This is a genomic window from Agrobacterium leguminum (genome assembly GCF_005144435.2).
In the GTDB taxonomy this organism is placed as follows: Bacteria; Pseudomonadota; Alphaproteobacteria; order Rhizobiales; family Rhizobiaceae; genus Agrobacterium; species Agrobacterium leguminum.
Map to the genome: position 1 here is coordinate 374,537 of NZ_CP120211.1, position 16,521 is coordinate 391,057.

Here is a 16,521-nt window from a genome sequence, read left to right on the forward strand (position 1 = left end):
GAGAAACCGGCGTTTCGCCCTTGATGCGGGGTTGCTGGCACAATAAATGGAACAGGAATGAAAGGCCAACTCATGTCCTCAGAAATAGATTCTTCCAAACTTCTCGATCGCGCCAGCCAGCTTGTCGATCTTGCCCGAGCCGCCGGTGCGGATGAGGCGGATGCCGTTGTCGTCCGCTCCCGCTCGCAATCGGTCGGCGTACGGCTCGGCAAGGTGGAAAGCACCGAATCCTCCGAAAGCGACGATTTTTCCCTGCGCGTCTTCGTTGGCCGCCGGGTGGCGAGCGTTTCGGCTAATCCGGGTTTCGACCTGAAGACCTTGGCGGAGCGGGCCGTGGCCATGGCGAAGGTTTCGCCGGAAGACCCCTTTGCCTGCCTTGCGGACCAGGAACGGCTGGCCACTTCCTATGACGATCTTCAGCTTTTCGATGCGACGGAAGTATCGGCGGATCAGCTACGTGAGGCGGCCCTTGCTTCGGAAGAGGCGGCGCTGGCCGTCAAGGGCGTCAGCAATTCCTCCGGCGCCGGCGCATCGAGCGGCATGGGCGGCCTCGTGCTTGCCACCTCGCACGGTTTTTCCGGCAGCTATATGGGCAGCCGCTTCAGCCGCTCCGTCAGCGTCATCGCCGGCGAAGGCACGAAGATGGAGCGCGACTACGATTTCGACAGCCGCCTTTATTATGCCGATCTCGATGCCGCCGAAGAAATCGGCCGTCGCGCCGGTGAAAAAGTGGTGCGCCGTGTCGGCCCGCGTCAGGTCGATACCGGCAGCAACATCACCGTGGTCTTCGATCCCCGCATCGCCCGCGGTTTTGTCGGTGCGATTGCCGGCGCCATCAACGGCGCTTCGGTTGCCCGCAAGACCAGCTTCCTGCGCGATAAAATGGGCCAGCAGGTTCTGAAAAAGGGCCTTTATCTCACCGACGATCCTCAGATCGTGCGCGGCCCGTCCTCGCGTCCCTTCGATGGCGAGGGCGTGCGCGGCGAGAAGATGACGATGATCGAGGACGGTGTTCTCAAGCACTGGTTCCTGTCCACCTCGGCGGCGCGGGAACTCGGCCTTGAAACCAACGGTCGCGGCGTGCGTGGCGGCACGGCGGTTTCGCCGGCTTCCACCAATCTGGCGCTGGAGCCGGGCGATCTCTCGCCGGATGACCTGCTGAGACAGGTCGGAACCGGCTTCTACGTCACCGAGCTGATCGGCCACGGCGCCAATATGATCACGGGTGAATATAGCTGCGGGGCGAGCGGTTTCTGGATCGAGAATGGTGAAAAGACCTTCGCGGTTTCCGAGGTCACCATCGCCTCGAACCTGAAGGACATGTTCATGCGGGTCACGCCGGCTAACGATATCGACCGCAAATACGGCATCGCCGCCCCGACGCTCGCCATCGAAGGCATGACGATCGCGGGCAAGTGAGACGGCCTGCGGGTTGTTTTCGCCGGCACTTTGTGTGCAAGTGCGAAGAGAAAAACGGGCGCGCCGTGTGAGGCGCGCGGAAAAGACGGCAAAATGAACGATATGGCTGAGGCCCGCTGGGCCTCCGATCTGAGGCTGGTCCTCGAAGCCGCCCGCAAGGCGGGCGAGACGGCCCTTAGTTTCTTCCGCAAGGATCCCGAGGTCTGGTGGAAGAATGGCGGGCTTTCGCCAGTCAGCGCGGCAGACTACGCCGCCAATGAAATCCTCGAAACCATCCTGCGCTCCGCCCGGCCGGATTACGGCTGGCTTTCCGAAGAGACGGATGACGATACGGACAGGCTTTCCCGTTCCACCGTCTTCGTCGTCGACCCCATCGATGGCACCCGCGCCTTCATCGGCGGCCGGGATACCTGGTGCGTCAGCGTCGCGGTGGTGCATGAGGGCCGGCCGGTGGTCGCGGCCCTTGTCGCCCCGGCGCTTGCTGAGGAGTTCACCGCATTTGAAGGCGGCGAAGCGCTGAAAAACGGGGCGCCCGTTTTTGCCGCGCGCGAAAACGCCGGCATCTTCCATCTGGCGGCGCCCGAAGACGTGATCGCGCATCTGCCGGAAGAGGTGCGGGGCGGCGTCAAGCGCATTCCGCACGTGCCTTCGCTCGCCTACCGGCTGGCCATGGTAGCGGATGGCCGTATCGACGGAACGCTGGTCAAGGCGAACTCGCACGAGTGGGATCTCGCCGCCGCCGACCTCATTCTGGAGAAGGCCGGCGGCCGGCTGGTCGGGCTCGATGGAAAACCTCTGATGTATAATCGCCAGCAGGTGAACCACCCCGCATTGTGCGCCGCAGCAGATTATGCGCTGCCTGCACTTTTGAAAGCGTTTTCACATCTGTCTGACAGTTGACGTTTGCCGGGAAATCCCGCAGATGAATGCCTCTCTCAGAGTTTAAGAAAGAGACAAAGACATGACGGAATCTGGCAAACAGAAACAGCTGCTGCACCTCGTATTCGGCGGCGAACTGGAAAACCTTCAGGATGTTCAGTTCCGGGATTTGAAGGCGCTCGATATCGTCGGTATCTATCCGGACTATGCTTCCGCGCTCACCGCATGGAAGTCCAAGGCGCAGATGACTGTCGATAACGCCCATATGCGTTATTTTATCGTGCATATGCACCGTCTTCTCAATCCGGACGACAAAATTTGAGTCCTTTTGCCCTTGCGTTGTAATACTATTGGGTGAAAGCGAGTTTTCCCGTGATTCCTGCGCGAGCGGCGCAGGCCGGGAATACCGGGGCGAGAAAATGTGATCGCGCTTTCGTTTCCGATGACAAAAAATGACGCAATTTGAGAAGAAGTAGGCGGCGATAACAACCAAAAACAGGGGAAGGGCATTGCGCGGAATGATCAAGGGCAGAATGTCATGAGCAGCCGTATCGCACGTTTCGCTCTTTCCGGTTACCGCATTGCCGGTATCGCCGCTTATCCGTTCGCGAAGCCCTATCTTTCTTACCGGGCGGCGAAGGGCAAGGAAGACAAGCGCCGTCGGCTCGAACGCTTCGGTTATGCCAGCGCCGAGCGCCCGCGCGGGCCGCTGGTCTGGTTCCATGCCGCAAGCGTGGGCGAAACGCTGGCGCTTATTCCGCTGATCCGCGAAATCCGCAAGCGCGATATCTTCGTGCTTTTGACCACCGGCACCGTCACCTCGGCCGAACTGACCCGCACGCGGCTCGGCGACGATGTGATCCACCAATATGTGCCGCTCGATATCAAGATCGCGGTCAACCGCTTCCTGACCTACTGGGCGCCGGATGCCGCCATCACCGCTGAATCGGAAATCTGGCCGGTGACGATGATGGAGCTGGAGCGCCGGCACATTCCGCAAATCCGGGTCAATGCGCGCCTCTCCGACCGTTCCTTCGACCGCTGGAAAGCCCGGCATGACATTGCTGAATCGCTGTTTTCCAAGCTGGCGCTGGTAGTTGCGCAGTCCGATCTCGATGCCGAACGCTTCCGCGATCTCGGCTCCTGGCCGGTGGTGATTTCAGGCAACCTCAAGGGCGACACCGACCCGCCGCCCTGCGACGAGGCGCTTCTGGAGAGCTATCGCAAGCAGGTCGGCAATCGCAAGACATGGGCCGCCATCTCCACTTTCGACGGCGAGGAGAAGGCTGCCGCCACCGTGCATGCGGCGATCAAGTCGCGCAATGGGCAACTGACCATCATCGTGCCGCGCCACCCCGAGCGTGGCGACGATGTCGAGGCGATGCTGAAGGGCATGAATCTTTCGGTCGCCCGCCGCAGCCGCAATGACGTGATCACCCCGGAAACCGATATTTTCCTCGGCGATTCCATCGGTGAAATGGGGCTTTACCTGCGGCTGACCGAGCTTGCCTTCGTCGGTCGCTCCTTGACTGCCGAGGGCGGGCAGAACCCGCTGGAACCGGCAATGCTCGGCTGCGCCGTCCTTTCTGGCGCGCATGTGCAGAATTTCCGCGAGGCCTATCAGAAGCTGATCCGCGCCGGCGGCGGTCGTATCATCCGCGATGTGGAGATGCTGGCCAAGGCGGTGCATTATCTGCTAGTCAACGACAATGAGCGTTACAAGATGATCGATGCGGGCAACCGGGTCATTCAGGATATGCGCGGCGCGCTGTCCTCCACCGTCAAGGCGCTGGAACCCTATATCAATCCGCTCACCGTTTCCGCCAAGCTGCAACCGCGGAGCGCCATCGGTTCATGGTAGCGGATATCGAACTCAACGCGGCGCAATCGATTGCCGCAGTCCTTTTCGACAAGGACGGCACGCTTCTCGGCTATGACGCCAGCTGGGGTCCGGTGAACCGCGAGCTTGCGGCGATTGCCGCCAAGGGCGATCCCGTTCTTGCCGACCGGCTTCTTTCCGCCTGCGGCATGGACCCCGTTACCGGTCATGTGGTGCCGGACAGCCTTCTGGCCGCCGGCAATACGGCGGAAATCGCCGCCGGTCTGGTTGCCGCCGGCTCGCCCTGCGATGTCGGGGAACTGACGGCGCGCCTCGACCGGTTGTTTACCGAGGCGGCGGATAAATCCGTGCCGGTGACCGATCTCAAGGCGTTTTTCGCAAGGCTGAAGGCCCGCGGTTACAAGCTCGGCATCGCCTCCAGCGACAACGAAAATTCCATCCGCCAGACGGCCATCCGCTTCGGTTTCGAAAAGGACGTCGATTTCGTCGCGGGATATGACAGCGGTTACGGCACCAAGCCGCAGCCCGGCATGGTTCTCGGTTTCTGCGAGGCGATAGGCTTTCCGCCGGAGCGTGTGGCGGTGGTCGGCGACAATAATCACGATCTGCATATGGCGAAGAATGCCGGTGCCGGTCTGCGCATCGCTGTTTTGACGGGAACAGGCTCGCGCGAAAGCCTTGGCGCCGATGCCGATTTTTGTTTCGACGACATCACCGCGCTCGAAGCGCTTTTGCCGGAGCGGGCTCTCTGAACCGGTGGGATTTCCGCCGGGGCGGGTGTGGCTCCATGAAACCCGTTTATTCCATTTTTGCAATTTACGGTTTTTTCTGGCAAACAACCTCCTGATATGTGACGGGCGAACGGAATGCCGTGGGCGACGCGGCCGGGAGCGGGAATAGATGGTTTCTGAAGCGCCGCCGTTCTGGTGGCAGAAAGCGGGCTGGCAGGCGTGGCTCCTGTCTCCTTTCTCGCTTCTTTACGGCAAGATCGCCGGCCGGCGGATGCGAACGGCGAAGAGGGCAGGCGTTGCCGTTCCGGTCATCTGCATCGGCAACTTCACCGTGGGCGGCGCCGGCAAGACGCCGACGGCGATGGCAATTGCGAGAGCTGCCGTCGCAAAGGGCCTGAAACCCGGATTTCTCAGCCGCGGTTACGGCGGCACGCTCGACGTTACCACGCTTGTCGATCCCGGACAGCACCGCTCGGCCGATGTCGGCGATGAGCCGCTGCTCCTGGCGCGAGAGGCGGTCACGGTCATTTCCCGCAAGCGGGTGGAAGGCGCACACCGGCTCGTGAAGGAGGGCGTCGATCTCATCATCATGGATGACGGTTTCCAGAGCGCACGCCTGACGCTGGATTATGCGCTTGTCGTCATCGATACGATGCGCGGCATCGGCAACGGCCATCTCGTGCCGGGCGGTCCGGTAAGAGCGCCGCTTGCCGAACAGATGCGGCACATGACCGGGCTCCTGAAGGTCGGCAATGGCCATGCGGCCGATGCCTTGGTCCGGCAGGCGGCAAAGGCTGCCAAACCCGTCTTCGTGGCGGCGATCACGCCGCAGGAGCCGCAGGATTTCAGGGGAAGGCGCGTGCTGGCCTATGCGGGCATCGCCGATCCGGCCAAGTTTTATCGAACCGTCGAGGCGCTCGGCGGCGACATCGTGCTGCAGCGCTCTTTCCCGGATCATCATCATTTCAGCGATGACGAAATTGCCGATCTTCTACAGGACGCCGGCAAAGACAACCTGCAACTGGTGACGACGGCCAAGGACGCCGTGCGGCTTAACGGGCACCACGGCCGGGCGGAAGAATTGCTGTGGAACAGCCTGGTGATCGAAATCGACATGGTGTTCGACGACCCTAACGCCGCCGCGACGATCATCGATACGGCGGTGAGGAACTGCCGTGCGCGCCTGCTGCGGGACAATGCGCGGACGTCGGTTTAGAGCACCGAAGAAGATAAACCCCCGTGCACCCACTTCTCCTCATTCCTGTGCTTGTCACAGGAATCCAGTCGGCGCGCGTCCGCGCGGCGGGAAGAGTCTTCTCAGCCCAAGGACTTGGGCTGGCTGGATCCCTGTGACAAGCACAGGGATGAGGGGAGGCACACGCACTATACTCAACGCGCCGCTTCCCAACTCACGCCGGCAAATTGCCAGCCTTCTTTTCGGCTTCCAGTGAAGCCGCCGCATCCACATAGGCCTCCTGCCGCGCCACGCTCCAGTAGCGCAGCTCATCGAGCGGGATGCTTTTGCCGGTGATGGCGCAGATGACGTGCGAACCGGTCTGGACGATGCGGAAGTCACTGTCGAGATATTCGATGACGGCGAGGCGGTTGCCGCCTCCTTCAAATCTGTTCATCCGTTTTCGTCTCCTGCTCTGTCCCGTCAGGGCACCCAGTCCGAAACGGCGCAGCGTTTTCCTGAACAATTGGGTGCTCCAGTATCTCAAATTTATATAGCCCGGCGCGGCGCAAGGCCAGCCCCGCCTGCTTGCGGCGTCAGCTACGGCCGAAGAGCCGTTCTATATCGGAAAGTTTCAGTTCGATATAGGTCGGACGGCCGTGATTGCACTGGCCGGAACCCGGCGTGTTTTCCATCTGCCGTAGAAGCGCGTTCATCTCCTCCGGCCGCATGCGCCGGCCGGAACGCACGGAGCCGTGGCAGGCCATGGTGGCCGCGACATATTCCAGCTTGTTGGCAAGCGTGGAGGCGGCGTCCCATTCGGCAATCTCGTCGGCAAGCTGGCGCACCAGCCCCTGCACATTGACTTCGCCCAGCATGGCGGGCGTTTCGCGAACGGCGACCGCGCCCGGCCCGAAACGCTCGATGACGAGGCCCAGCGCATCGAAACCGGCGGCGTGATCCATCAGCCGGTCGCAATCCTCTTCCGGCAGGTCGATGATCTCGGGGATGAGCAACACCTGCGAAGGCGGCCGCCTGGAATGCAGCGCATTGCGCATCTGTTCGAACACCAGCCGCTCATGCGCGGCATGCTGGTCGACGATGACGAGGCCGTTTTCCGTCTGCGCGATGATGTAGTTCTCGTGGAGCTGCGCCCGCGCGGCTCCGAGCGGATAAAGCACAGGTTCCGGCGAGGGGCTTGCGGCGGTCTCGTCAGTGTCCCGAGGCTCGGCCCGCGCCGTCGGCATGGTGATGTCGGAAAAGCGTGACTGCACCGCCTCCGCAAATTGCGCCCCGCCTGAAACCGCAAGCGGGCGGGAGGGCGAGGTGGCGGCGGACCACGGAGCGGGGGCTGCCATGGAAGGCGAGGGCCGGAGGCCGGACGGGCTGTAGCCGGGGCGGAAGGCGTTCATCATCTGGCTTGCACCCGTCGTCGCGGCCCTGTCGCCGTCACGCGTCAGCGCCTGCCGGATCGCGCCGACGATCAGCCCGCGAATGAGGCCGGGATCGCGGAAACGCACGTCGGATTTTGCCGGGTGCACGTTCACGTCCACAAAGGCGGGATCGAGCGTAATGGACAGCACCGCGACCGGATATCGCCCATGCGGCACGGTTTCGGCATAGGCGCCGCGAATGGCGGATAAAAGCAGCTTGTCCTGCACCGGGCGGCCATTGACGAAGACATATTGATGCGCCGAGTTACCACGATTGAAGGTCGGCACGCCGGCAAAACCGGTCAGCGTCACATCCTCGCGCCCGGCATCGATCTCGATGGCGTTGTCCTTGAACTCGGCACCGAGAATCTGCGCCATGCGGGCAAGGTGATCGTCGCCGGTCGAAGGGATTTCGAGCGTCGAGCGGTCGGTGCCGGAGAGCACGAAACGGATATGCGGAAAGGCGATCGCCATCCGTTTGACGACCTCGGTGATGGCCGCCGCCTCGGCGCGTTCCGTCTTCAGGAATTTCAGCCGCGCCGGCGTGGCGAAGAACAGGTCGCGCACCTCGACGATGGTGCCGGCATTCGAGGCGGCGGGCCGCACATCGGACACCTTACCGCCGGTAACGGAAATCACCGAACCCTGTTCCGCGCCCTGTTGGCGGCTGGTAATCGTCAGCTTGGCGACCGAGCCGATGGAGGGCAGCGCCTCGCCGCGAAACCCGAGCGTGCGGATATCGTCCAGCGTATCGGAAATCTTCGAGGTGCAGTGACGCCTAACCGCAAGCTCAAGATCGGCGGGCGACATGCCGGAGCCGTTGTCGGTGATCCGCACCAGCCCCTTGCCGCCGCCCGCCGTAGCGATCTCGATCCGGGTCGCGCCGGCGTCGATGGCGTTTTCCACCAGTTCCTTCGTGGCGCTGGAGGGTCTTTCGATGACCTCGCCGGCGGCGATCTGGTTGATGAGGGTTTCTGAAAGCTGCTTGATGGCCATGATCGTCATTTTCGCGGATTCGCCGTGGCTTCGAAAGCAAAAAACTCGAACTGCGGAAATTTGCACATGTTTTGCGGCCTGTCCGGCATTCGATCATTTCCGTCAACATGGCGTTAAGCGTTAATCCGCCTTTAATCGGCCTTGATTATGGTGAGGCGGCTTGAAATGACCGCAGGAACGGGGCCGCCTTCGCCGGGCGGTGTGTGACGTCGAATATGGGTGAGCGTCATCTTCCCCTCAAGACTGCTTCAAGTTGCAAACCCTGATGTCTCTTTTTCGGAATTTTTCGTTTCATCCCGGCATTTGCCCTGGACGATTCCACTAGAAACATAAGCCTGACCCCTGAAAAACAGGCGGGAGTTTGCAGTTGAGTGATTTGGCGTCCTCTGGCGCGGGCGTTCATACGGTGATGCTTGATGCCCTTTGCGACGCGCTTGGCGCGGCGATCGTCGTTTACGACCGGAACGATCACATTATTTTCGCAAGCCGGAAACTCTTGAGCTTTTTTCCGCTGGAAGAGGCCGTCATCGGCCCGGGCGCGCGGCTGCGCGACTATCTGAGCGCGCTTTACGATTGTTATCTGCTCGAGGCGGAAAGCCTCTCCGCCAATGCCCGCCCGCTCGGCCGGGAGGAATGGATCGGCGAGCGGCTGGCGCTGCACTGGAAGGAAAGATCGGAAAAAACCGAGCGGCTGAAGGGAGAACGCTTCCTGCGCTTCGTCATGAACCGCCTGCCGTCCGGCCTCGGCATCAGCGTGGTTGCCGATATTTCCGAACAGAAGAAACGTGAAGAGCAATGGCGCATCGACCTCGAGCGCGTGCAGCTCATCGAGGATATTCTCGACAATCTGCCGTTTCCCGTCTTCGTCAAGGACCGGAACATGGCCTATGCCGCCGTCAACAAATCCGCCTGCGCTTTGGTCGAAACCAGCCCCGAGAGCATTCTCGGCCGCACCGTTTTCGATCTCCACTCGCGCAAGGTCGCCGGACGGATCGATATTGCCGATCGTATGGTGCTGGATAGCGGCACGCCGAGCGTCATCCCCGAAAGGGTGCGGCGGCTGAACGGCGAAGAGGTGCTGACCATCACCCGCAAGCAGCGTGTGGGCAGGCCCGGCCGATATTTCCTGGTGACGACGATGGAGGACGTGACCGCTCTCGCCACCATCGACGCCAACGGCACGCCCGTCATCCCCTCGCTCGAACATGTCCCTTTCGTCGCCTCCACCTATGGCAAGGACGAAGAAACGGACAATCGCGGCGGGGTTTTAAAAAGCAAGGCGGTGCTGATCGTCTCTGAAAACGGACGCTTTGCGCAAGCCGCCGGTCGCCGGCTGACGGCTGGCGGCATGGACCATGCGGCGGTGACGAGCGAGGACGAGCAGCGCGCCTTCATCGACGTCGCGACCTCCGCCGGTGTGAGCATCGATGTGGTCGTTGTCGACGCCCAGATGAGCGTCGCTTGCCTCGATATTGCCGCCGCGCATGATCTGCCCGTCGTCACCATCGAGGAAGAGGAGATTGACGCTTCGCTGCTGCATTATCTTGCGGCCGGGCTGCAATCGTCCCCGAAGGAGAAAACCGCCGACGAGGACTGGGAGATCATGACGGAGGACCTGCCTGAAATCCTCAAGACCGGCGGCGTCTGCGAGATACTTCTCGTCGAGGATAACAGGGTCAACCAGATCGTCTTTTCGCAGATACTCGAGGGCCTTGGGCTTTCCTGGCGGCTCGCCACCTCGGGCGAGGAAGCGCTGCGTCTCTTTGCCGAACAGCCGCCTTCCGCCGTCCTGCTCGACACGACGCTGGGCGATATCGACGGCTTCGAAGTCGCGCGCCGCATGCGCGGTCTTTGCGGCGAGAAGCACATTCCCATCGTCGGCGTCATCACCCACGCTTTCGAGGGCGATCTCGACAAATGCCGGGCGTCGGGCATGGACGACATGCTTCTGAAACCCGTCAGCCCGGATATGGTCGAGGCGGTTTTCCTGCGGCTTTTCGGCAAGGATGTCCTGCGGCTGCAGGCCTGACATTGCCTTTGTCGGGAGGCTATGGCTTTTTTAATACTTGCCCTGCATTGTGAGCGCGGTCGACACAGGATTCACGAGATGCAGGAATGAAACGGGCAGAGCCGCAAACGTTGCAGGTCAGCCAGAACGAGCTGCAGGCGATGGCCTACAGCGACCCGCTGACGGGGCTCGGCAACCGCTACCGTCTGCGGGACAAGATTCGCATGCTTGCCAGCGAGCGCTCCAGCGATCCGGCGCCTTTCACGGTCGGCATCGCCAATATAGACGGCTTCAAACCCATCAACGATCTGTTCGGCGTGCAGGCGGGCGATGAAATCCTGTGCCAGGTCGCGCACCGGCTGAAGGCCTGCATTCCCGATGGCGCGGTCGTGACGCGCCATGACGGCGACGAATTCGCCTTCGTGCTGCCTCTGGTGTTCGAGCGCACCGGCGCGGAGCGCATCGGCAACATGATCAAGGACGTGCTTTCGGCCCCTTACGATCTCGGCGACCGTAACGTTCGCCTGTCCTCTTCCTTCGGTTTCGCCATCTATCCCTTCGCCGGCGATGAATTCGAGGATTTGCTGAAAAGCGCCGAGACGGCGCTCTATCGCTCCAAGAGACGTGGCCGCGGCCAGATCACGGTCTATTCGCGCGAGATCGCGCAGGAGATGAAGCGGGCGACGCAGCTCGAACAGGCGCTCAGAAACGCCATCATCACCGATGCCATCGACGTGCATTTCCAGCCCATCGTCAGGCTGGAAGAGGCGAAGGTCATCGGTTTCGAGGCGTTGGCCCGCTGGAACGATCCGGACCTCGGCTTCGTATCGCCCGCTGTTTTCGTGCCGCTGGCCGAAGAGCGCGGTTTCATCGATGCGCTGTCGGAAGCTTTGCTCCGAAAGGCGGCGGAAGCGGCCCTGTTCTGGCCGCGTGAACTCTTCCTGTCCTTCAACCTCTCTTCCGCGCAATTGATGGACCCCAGCACGGCGGACAATATTCTCTCCATCCTCTCGCGTGTCGGCCTCGATCCGCACCGGCTGGAGCTTGAAATCACCGAAACGGCTGTGATGACTTCCGCCGATACCGCCCAGCGCATCATCAGCGAGTTGCAGAGCGCCGGCGTTCGCATTTCTCTTGACGATTTCGGCACCGGCCAGTCGAGCCTCGGCCGCCTGCGCGATTTCACCTTCGACAAGGTGAAGATCGACCGCGCCTTCGTCTCGCGCATCAGCAGCGACCGCCCTTCCGAACATATCATCAAGGCCATCGTCGCCATGTGCGAAGGGCTCGATCTCGAAGTCGTGGCCGAAGGGATCGAAGAACGGGCGGAAGAGGAAAAGCTGCGCGCGCTCGGCTGCGCCATGGGGCAGGGCTATTTCTACGGCCGCCCCGCCGATGCCGCCGCGACCCAGCGCTATCTGCACGAGAATTACCGCGAGATATTGTCGGATATTTCCTGAGGCGGTACGGCTTGGCCGTGACGCTTGTTGGAGAAAACTGCATCTCGGCCAAGCTTGTGTGCGCCGGCGCATCCCCACAACCCTCATTCCTGTGCTTGTCACAGGAATCCAGCCGACGCGCGTCTGCGCGGCGAAACGACTCCTTTCAGCCCAAGGACTTGGGCTGGCTAGATTCCTGTGACAAGCACAGGAATGAGGGAGGTTGTTTCGGGAACAACCCTTGCCAGAAGGCTCTCCACGTTTTGTTGCGTGCGGCCTGCGCCGCGCCTTAGAGCCTGTAAAGCGGCTCGAACCGGCCCTTCGCCTCAACCCCCAGCTCGAACGTCAACCCGTGCTGCGGATTGGCGGCAATGGCGTCGTCGTCGAGATGTTCGCGCGCCGAGGTGACGAGAAGGCGCGATGCGTCGGGGCCGATGAAGGCCGGGCAGGTCGTCTGTCCGCCGGGCACCTCATATCGGGCGATGTGATTGCCGTCCGTATCGTAACGATCCACAGCGCCCACGCCCCAGCGGGCGTTCCATATATGCCCTTCGGCATCGCAGACCGACCCGTCGATGCCGCCTTTGATACCGGTGGAATCGATGAAGACTTCAGCCTTGCCTGCGGGAAGGCCGGTGTCGGCATCGAGCGGCACCCGCATCAGCTTGTTCACCTTGGTATCGACGTAATATCCCGTCGCGCCATCGGGCGAGAAGCAGATCGAATTCGGAATGCTGATCTCGGCAAACAGCTTGGTCACGGTGCCCTTCGCGACATGATAGATGCTGCCCGCACCGGTCTCCGCCTTGCGGCCCATGGTGCCGATCCACAGCGCGCCGGAAGGATGCATGCGCCCGTCATTGGAGCGGTTGCCGGGCAGGTCCTTTTCCAGCTCCGCATGCAGCGTCAGCACGCCGGTTGCCGTGTCGCGCAGGAAAAGCCCGTCATCGGAGGCGATCAGCTGCTTGCTGTCGCTGACCTTAGCGAGCGCACTGCCCATGAAGGGCAAAGCGTGCACGGTCTTGCGGCCGGAGGCGAGATGCAGCTCATGCAGTTCCCGCTCGAGAATATTGAACCACCAGGCGGTGCCGGTCGCGGGGTCGAAGGTCGGGCCTTCGCCGAGCAGCATCGGCGTCTCGTCCAGAACACGTCCGGCAAAGGGAAAAACAGTCGCCAAGCTCTTATCCTCCGATGGCTGCATCATAGGCTGAAAGTGTGACAGTGGCGCGTTCGCGCACCTCCGCCGCCGTCATGCCCGGCTTGTAGAGGCTGGTGCCAAGCCCGAAAGCCACGATACCGGCCGAGGTATATTCAGCGAAATTCTTGTCCGAGACGCCGCCGACGGCGGCGATCACCAGATCCTTCGGCAGGATCGTCCGGATCGCATTGATGCCGGCGGGGCCGATGATGCTGGCGGGAAAGAATTTGAGACCCGTCGCGCCGGCCTTCGCGGCCACCAGCGCCTCGGTGGGGGTGAGAACACCCGGCATCGTCACCATGCCCTTGACGCGCGCGGCAACGATCACATCGGCGTCGGCATTGGGGCTCACCATCAGCTTGCCGCCGGCCGCATCCAGCGAGGCCACGTCTTCCACGCTGAGCACGGTGCCAGCGCCGATCAGGCAATCGGTGGGCGCCATCTTCGCGGCGATCTCGATGGAGCGGAACGGATCGGGCGAGTTGAGCGGAATTTCAATGGCGCGGAAGCCGGTTTCGATCAGCGCGCCGACGACGCCCTCGGTTTCCTCGGGCTTCAGACCGCGCAGGATGGCGATCAGCGGATATTTGATGGAAGGGAAGGGAATACGCATGGTCGATCTTTCTTCTTATGGCCAGATGGCATTTGCAGCGGCCAGCAATCCGCGCCGCACGGCCTCGTCTGCATCGATGACCGTATAGTGGATATCAAGGGCGGTGAAGGCGCCTTCGTAAAGCGCGCCGAGCGCACCGGAGCCGATCAGCACCACCGGCGTCTCGCGCCGGGCGGTGGAATGCGCGCCGGCGATTTCCAGCCCGATCATGATGCCGGAAAGCTTGGCCTTGGCGTCGGTGGCGGTGAGGCCATGCAGCAACTGGCCGGAACGAAGGGTGAAAAAGCGATTGGTCGCAAGCTGCGGATTGGCATAGATGTCGCGCACCGCCGCCGTGAAAGCCGCATGCTCGCCGGTAAAGGCTTCGGCCTCGGCCACCGCATGGGAAAGGATCGTCTGTTTCGAGACGACTTCGAAAAGTTCGCCGGTCATGAACGTGGCGAAACCCGTCACGCCGCCATCCTTCACGGTCACCCATTTGGAATGGGTGCCGGGCATGCAGACGAGTTTTTCACCGGCATCCGAGGAAGCGAGAGCGCCAAGCAATTGCGTTTCCTCGCCGCGCATGACATCGGGCGCGTTTTGATCCCGCTGTGCCAGTCCCGGCAGAATGCGCACATCCCGCGCCTGGCCCGGCACGCGAACCGCCCCATCGAGAACCGCCGAAAGCGATGCCGGCACGTCGATATAACCCGCCTCGACCCAGCCCTGCCGCGCGCCTGCCATGCCGCAGACGAGAACCGGCAAACCTTCCGGCGCGCCGATGGCGTCGAGATGCGATTGCAGCACATCGGCAAAACCGGTCCGCATGGCGGTGGTCATGCCTTCCGTGCTTCTGCGCTCCGCCAGTACCGCGCCCGATCGGCTCATGAGCCAGAGCCGGAAACTGGTCGTGCCCCAGTCGACGGCGATGAAAGCGGGTTCGGACATTATAGGAGGCCTCCGTCTACGATTATGGATTGCGCCGTGATGGCGCCCGATGCCGATGATGCGAGAAACAGGCACGGGCCCGCCAGATCGGCAGCGACGAGCGTGCGTTTCAGACATTGCCGCGCGGTGGTGGCGGCAATGCCCTCATCCGTCAGCCATAGTTCCTTCTGCCGCTCCGTCACGATCATGCCGGGCAGCAGCGTGTTGACGCGGATATTTTCCGGCCCCAGCCGTCCGGCAAGGCTTTTCGTCAGCCCGATGATGCCGGCCTTGGCCGCCGCATAGGAGGGCAGCTCGCCCATGTTGAGCAGAAACGAGATGGACGAGAAATTGACGATGGAGGCGTCCTTCGCCTGCCGCAGATAGGGCAGGGCTGCCTGAACCGTGAAAAACATCTGCTTGAGATTGACCGCCTGATTGGCGTCCCAATAGGCTTCCGTCACCGTGTCTATGTCGTGGCGGTCGTCCCAGGCGGCGTTGTTGACCAGCACCTTGATGCCGCCGGTGGCGGAAGCCGCCGCCTCCACCGTCTTTCCGATCGCCGCAATATCGCGAAGGTCGGTCTTGAAGAAGTGGACCGGATGCGGCGCCGTTGTCGCAAGCCGCTTGACGAGCGCCAGGCTCGGCTCTTCGGCGATATCGATGAACGAAACCTTCGCGCCCTGCATCGCAAAGGCTTCCACCAGCGATGCCCCGATGCCGGAACCGCCGCCGGTGACGAGCACGCCCGCATCCTTGAGGTCCGGAAATTGGGCTTGCGTCATCGGCGTCATCTCGTCCATGAAAGGCTTGATTGTTCCATTATTTGGAACTAGATTTTACTAAATGGAATTATTCTCTTGGCGTCACGCTTATGTCAAGGCAGATGATGGTGGATGTTGCCATGCCCGATAATAAAAAGCCCAATGGGCAAAAGCCTGATGCGGTTCCGGTGACGCAACGGAAAACCGGAGTTGAGACGGGCACGCTCGGCAAGGCTGTCTCGCTGCTTGAGCTGATCGCCTTTGCTGAAAAACCGATGCGCTTTACCGATGTGGTCGAAGCCTGCGGCCAGCCGCGCGGCACGGTTCACCGTCAGCTCGCCCATCTCGTTGCCGAAGGCCTTGTCGATCACGCTGCCGATCAGACCTATGCCGTGGGGCTGAGGTTGCTGCAACTGGCCGCGAAAGCATGGAGCGGCAACGACCTGCGCAGCGTCGCGGCCCCCCATCTGGCGGCCTTGCAGGAGGTGACGCAGGAGTCGGTGCATCTTGCCGTTTTGAACGGCAGACAGGTCACCTATCTGGACAAGATGGAGGGCCGGCACACATTGCGCATGCATTCGCAGGTCGGCAAAACCTCGCCAGCCTATTGCACCGGCGTGGGCAAGGCGGCGCTGTCGCTGCTCTCCGCCGACGATCTGGCGCAGTTGGCTGCGGAACTGGATTTTCATCGCTTCACGGAAAGCACGGTCACGACGCCGGAAGCGCTGATGGCGGAGGTGGCGACCATTCGCGACAATGGCTACGGGTTCGACCTTCAGGAGCACGAGATCGGAATTCATTGCGTCGCCGCGCCGGTCCGGGCGCCCGGCCGCAATTTTCGCGCGGCGATTTCCGTCACCGGTCCGGCCTATCGCGTGGATGTGGAACAGCTCCGCAAATGGGCCCCCCTGGTGCGCGAGACCGCCGACAGGATTTCCGACGACCTTGCCTGCAGATTATCCCCGGTTGCGGATGGTTGAAGAAAACAGGGCACGCAGTCCCTGGATTTTCCCGTGCCGAACCGCCGGCCATGCACCCATTCTTATGCGTTCGATATTATTTTCGACTATTCTGAATTAAGTTTTCAACTTTTGTTTGCATGAATCGTTTTGGTGAGT

15 protein-coding genes are annotated in these 16,521 nt (G+C 61.9%); 9 read left to right on the top strand and 6 right to left on the bottom strand.

Annotation, left to right across the window (positions count from 1 at the left end; genetic code table 11):
* Positions 1 to 72 precede the first annotated feature (72 nt).
* The 6 genes from CFBP4996_RS01790 to lpxK all read left to right on the top strand — a co-directional run bounded on the left by CFBP4996_RS01790 (position 73) and on the right by lpxK (position 6,085).
* On the top strand, positions 73 to 1,419 hold the full coding sequence (locus CFBP4996_RS01790) for a TldD/PmbA family protein (protein WP_080853241.1): 1,347 nt from the start codon (positions 73 to 75) through the stop codon (positions 1,417 to 1,419).
* Positions 1,420 to 1,512: 93 nt separating this feature from the next.
* On the top strand, positions 1,513 to 2,319 hold the full coding sequence (locus CFBP4996_RS01795; protein WP_080852598.1) for a 3'(2'),5'-bisphosphate nucleotidase CysQ: 807 nt from the start codon (positions 1,513 to 1,515) through the stop codon (positions 2,317 to 2,319).
* A 61-nt stretch (positions 2,320 to 2,380) separates the two neighbouring features.
* On the top strand, positions 2,381 to 2,620 hold the full coding sequence (locus tag CFBP4996_RS01800) for a DUF4170 domain-containing protein (RefSeq protein WP_003521023.1): 240 nt from the start codon (positions 2,381 to 2,383) through the stop codon (positions 2,618 to 2,620).
* A 216-nt stretch (positions 2,621 to 2,836) separates the two neighbouring features.
* Positions 2,837 to 4,159, top strand: coding sequence for a lipid IV(A) 3-deoxy-D-manno-octulosonic acid transferase (gene waaA / locus CFBP4996_RS01805; protein WP_003521024.1), 1,323 nt, complete (start codon positions 2,837 to 2,839; stop codon positions 4,157 to 4,159).
* Positions 4,153 to 4,890: an HAD family hydrolase gene (locus CFBP4996_RS01810; RefSeq protein ID WP_080852597.1), complete on the top strand. Its 738-nt coding sequence runs from the start codon at positions 4,153 to 4,155 to the stop codon at positions 4,888 to 4,890. The genes waaA and CFBP4996_RS01810 overlap by 7 nt, the downstream gene beginning before the upstream one ends.
* Before the next feature lie 148 nt (positions 4,891 to 5,038).
* The gene (gene lpxK, locus CFBP4996_RS01815) at positions 5,039 to 6,085 is read left to right on the top strand and encodes a tetraacyldisaccharide 4'-kinase (RefSeq protein ID WP_080852596.1); all 1,047 of its coding nucleotides are present in this window, start codon (positions 5,039 to 5,041) and stop codon (positions 6,083 to 6,085) included.
* 193 nt (positions 6,086 to 6,278) lie between these two features.
* Here lpxK and CFBP4996_RS01820 read toward each other — a convergent pair whose 3' ends face one another.
* On the bottom strand, positions 6,279 to 6,500 hold the full coding sequence (locus CFBP4996_RS01820; protein ID WP_080852595.1) for a DUF2093 domain-containing protein: 222 nt from the start codon (positions 6,498 to 6,500) through the stop codon (positions 6,279 to 6,281).
* Positions 6,501 to 6,639: 139 nt separating this feature from the next.
* Complete coding sequence (mutL, locus tag CFBP4996_RS01825; protein WP_080853240.1) at positions 6,640 to 8,472, bottom strand: DNA mismatch repair endonuclease MutL; 1,833 nt, start codon at positions 8,470 to 8,472, stop codon at positions 6,640 to 6,642.
* 409 nt (positions 8,473 to 8,881) lie between these two features.
* Here mutL and CFBP4996_RS01830 point away from each other — a divergent pair, with 409 nt between their 5' ends.
* Both CFBP4996_RS01830 and CFBP4996_RS01835 read left to right on the top strand, forming a co-directional pair.
* Positions 8,882 to 10,501, top strand: a complete 1,620-nt coding sequence (locus CFBP4996_RS01830; RefSeq protein ID WP_162935993.1) for a response regulator — start codon at positions 8,882 to 8,884, stop codon at positions 10,499 to 10,501.
* Between the two features lie 86 nt (positions 10,502 to 10,587).
* Positions 10,588 to 11,940: a putative bifunctional diguanylate cyclase/phosphodiesterase gene (locus tag CFBP4996_RS01835; RefSeq protein ID WP_003521030.1), complete on the top strand. Its 1,353-nt coding sequence runs from the start codon at positions 10,588 to 10,590 to the stop codon at positions 11,938 to 11,940.
* Positions 11,941 to 12,208: 268 nt separating this feature from the next.
* On the opposite strand, the gene CFBP4996_RS01840 is transcribed toward CFBP4996_RS01835, so the two are convergent.
* From CFBP4996_RS01840 to CFBP4996_RS01855, 4 genes are read right to left on the bottom strand one after another with little or no spacing between them, the layout of a single operon-like run.
* Complete coding sequence (locus CFBP4996_RS01840; RefSeq protein ID WP_080852592.1) at positions 12,209 to 13,096, bottom strand: SMP-30/gluconolactonase/LRE family protein; 888 nt, start codon at positions 13,094 to 13,096, stop codon at positions 12,209 to 12,211.
* A 4-nt stretch (positions 13,097 to 13,100) separates the two neighbouring features.
* Complete coding sequence (locus CFBP4996_RS01845; protein ID WP_080852591.1) at positions 13,101 to 13,730, bottom strand: 2-dehydro-3-deoxy-6-phosphogalactonate aldolase; 630 nt, start codon at positions 13,728 to 13,730, stop codon at positions 13,101 to 13,103.
* 15 nt (positions 13,731 to 13,745) lie between these two features.
* Positions 13,746 to 14,660, bottom strand: a complete 915-nt coding sequence (locus CFBP4996_RS01850; RefSeq protein ID WP_080852590.1) for a 2-dehydro-3-deoxygalactonokinase — start codon at positions 14,658 to 14,660, stop codon at positions 13,746 to 13,748.
* A complete protein-coding gene (locus tag CFBP4996_RS01855; RefSeq protein WP_162935924.1) occupies positions 14,660 to 15,442 on the bottom strand; it encodes an SDR family NAD(P)-dependent oxidoreductase in 783 nt (260 codons plus the stop codon). The genes CFBP4996_RS01850 and CFBP4996_RS01855 overlap by 1 nt, the downstream gene beginning before the upstream one ends.
* A 71-nt stretch (positions 15,443 to 15,513) precedes the next feature.
* On the opposite strand from CFBP4996_RS01855, the gene CFBP4996_RS01860 reads away from it, so the two are divergent.
* Complete coding sequence (locus CFBP4996_RS01860) at positions 15,514 to 16,383, top strand: IclR family transcriptional regulator (protein WP_162935923.1); 870 nt, start codon at positions 15,514 to 15,516, stop codon at positions 16,381 to 16,383.
* Positions 16,384 to 16,521: the final 138 nt, after the last annotated feature.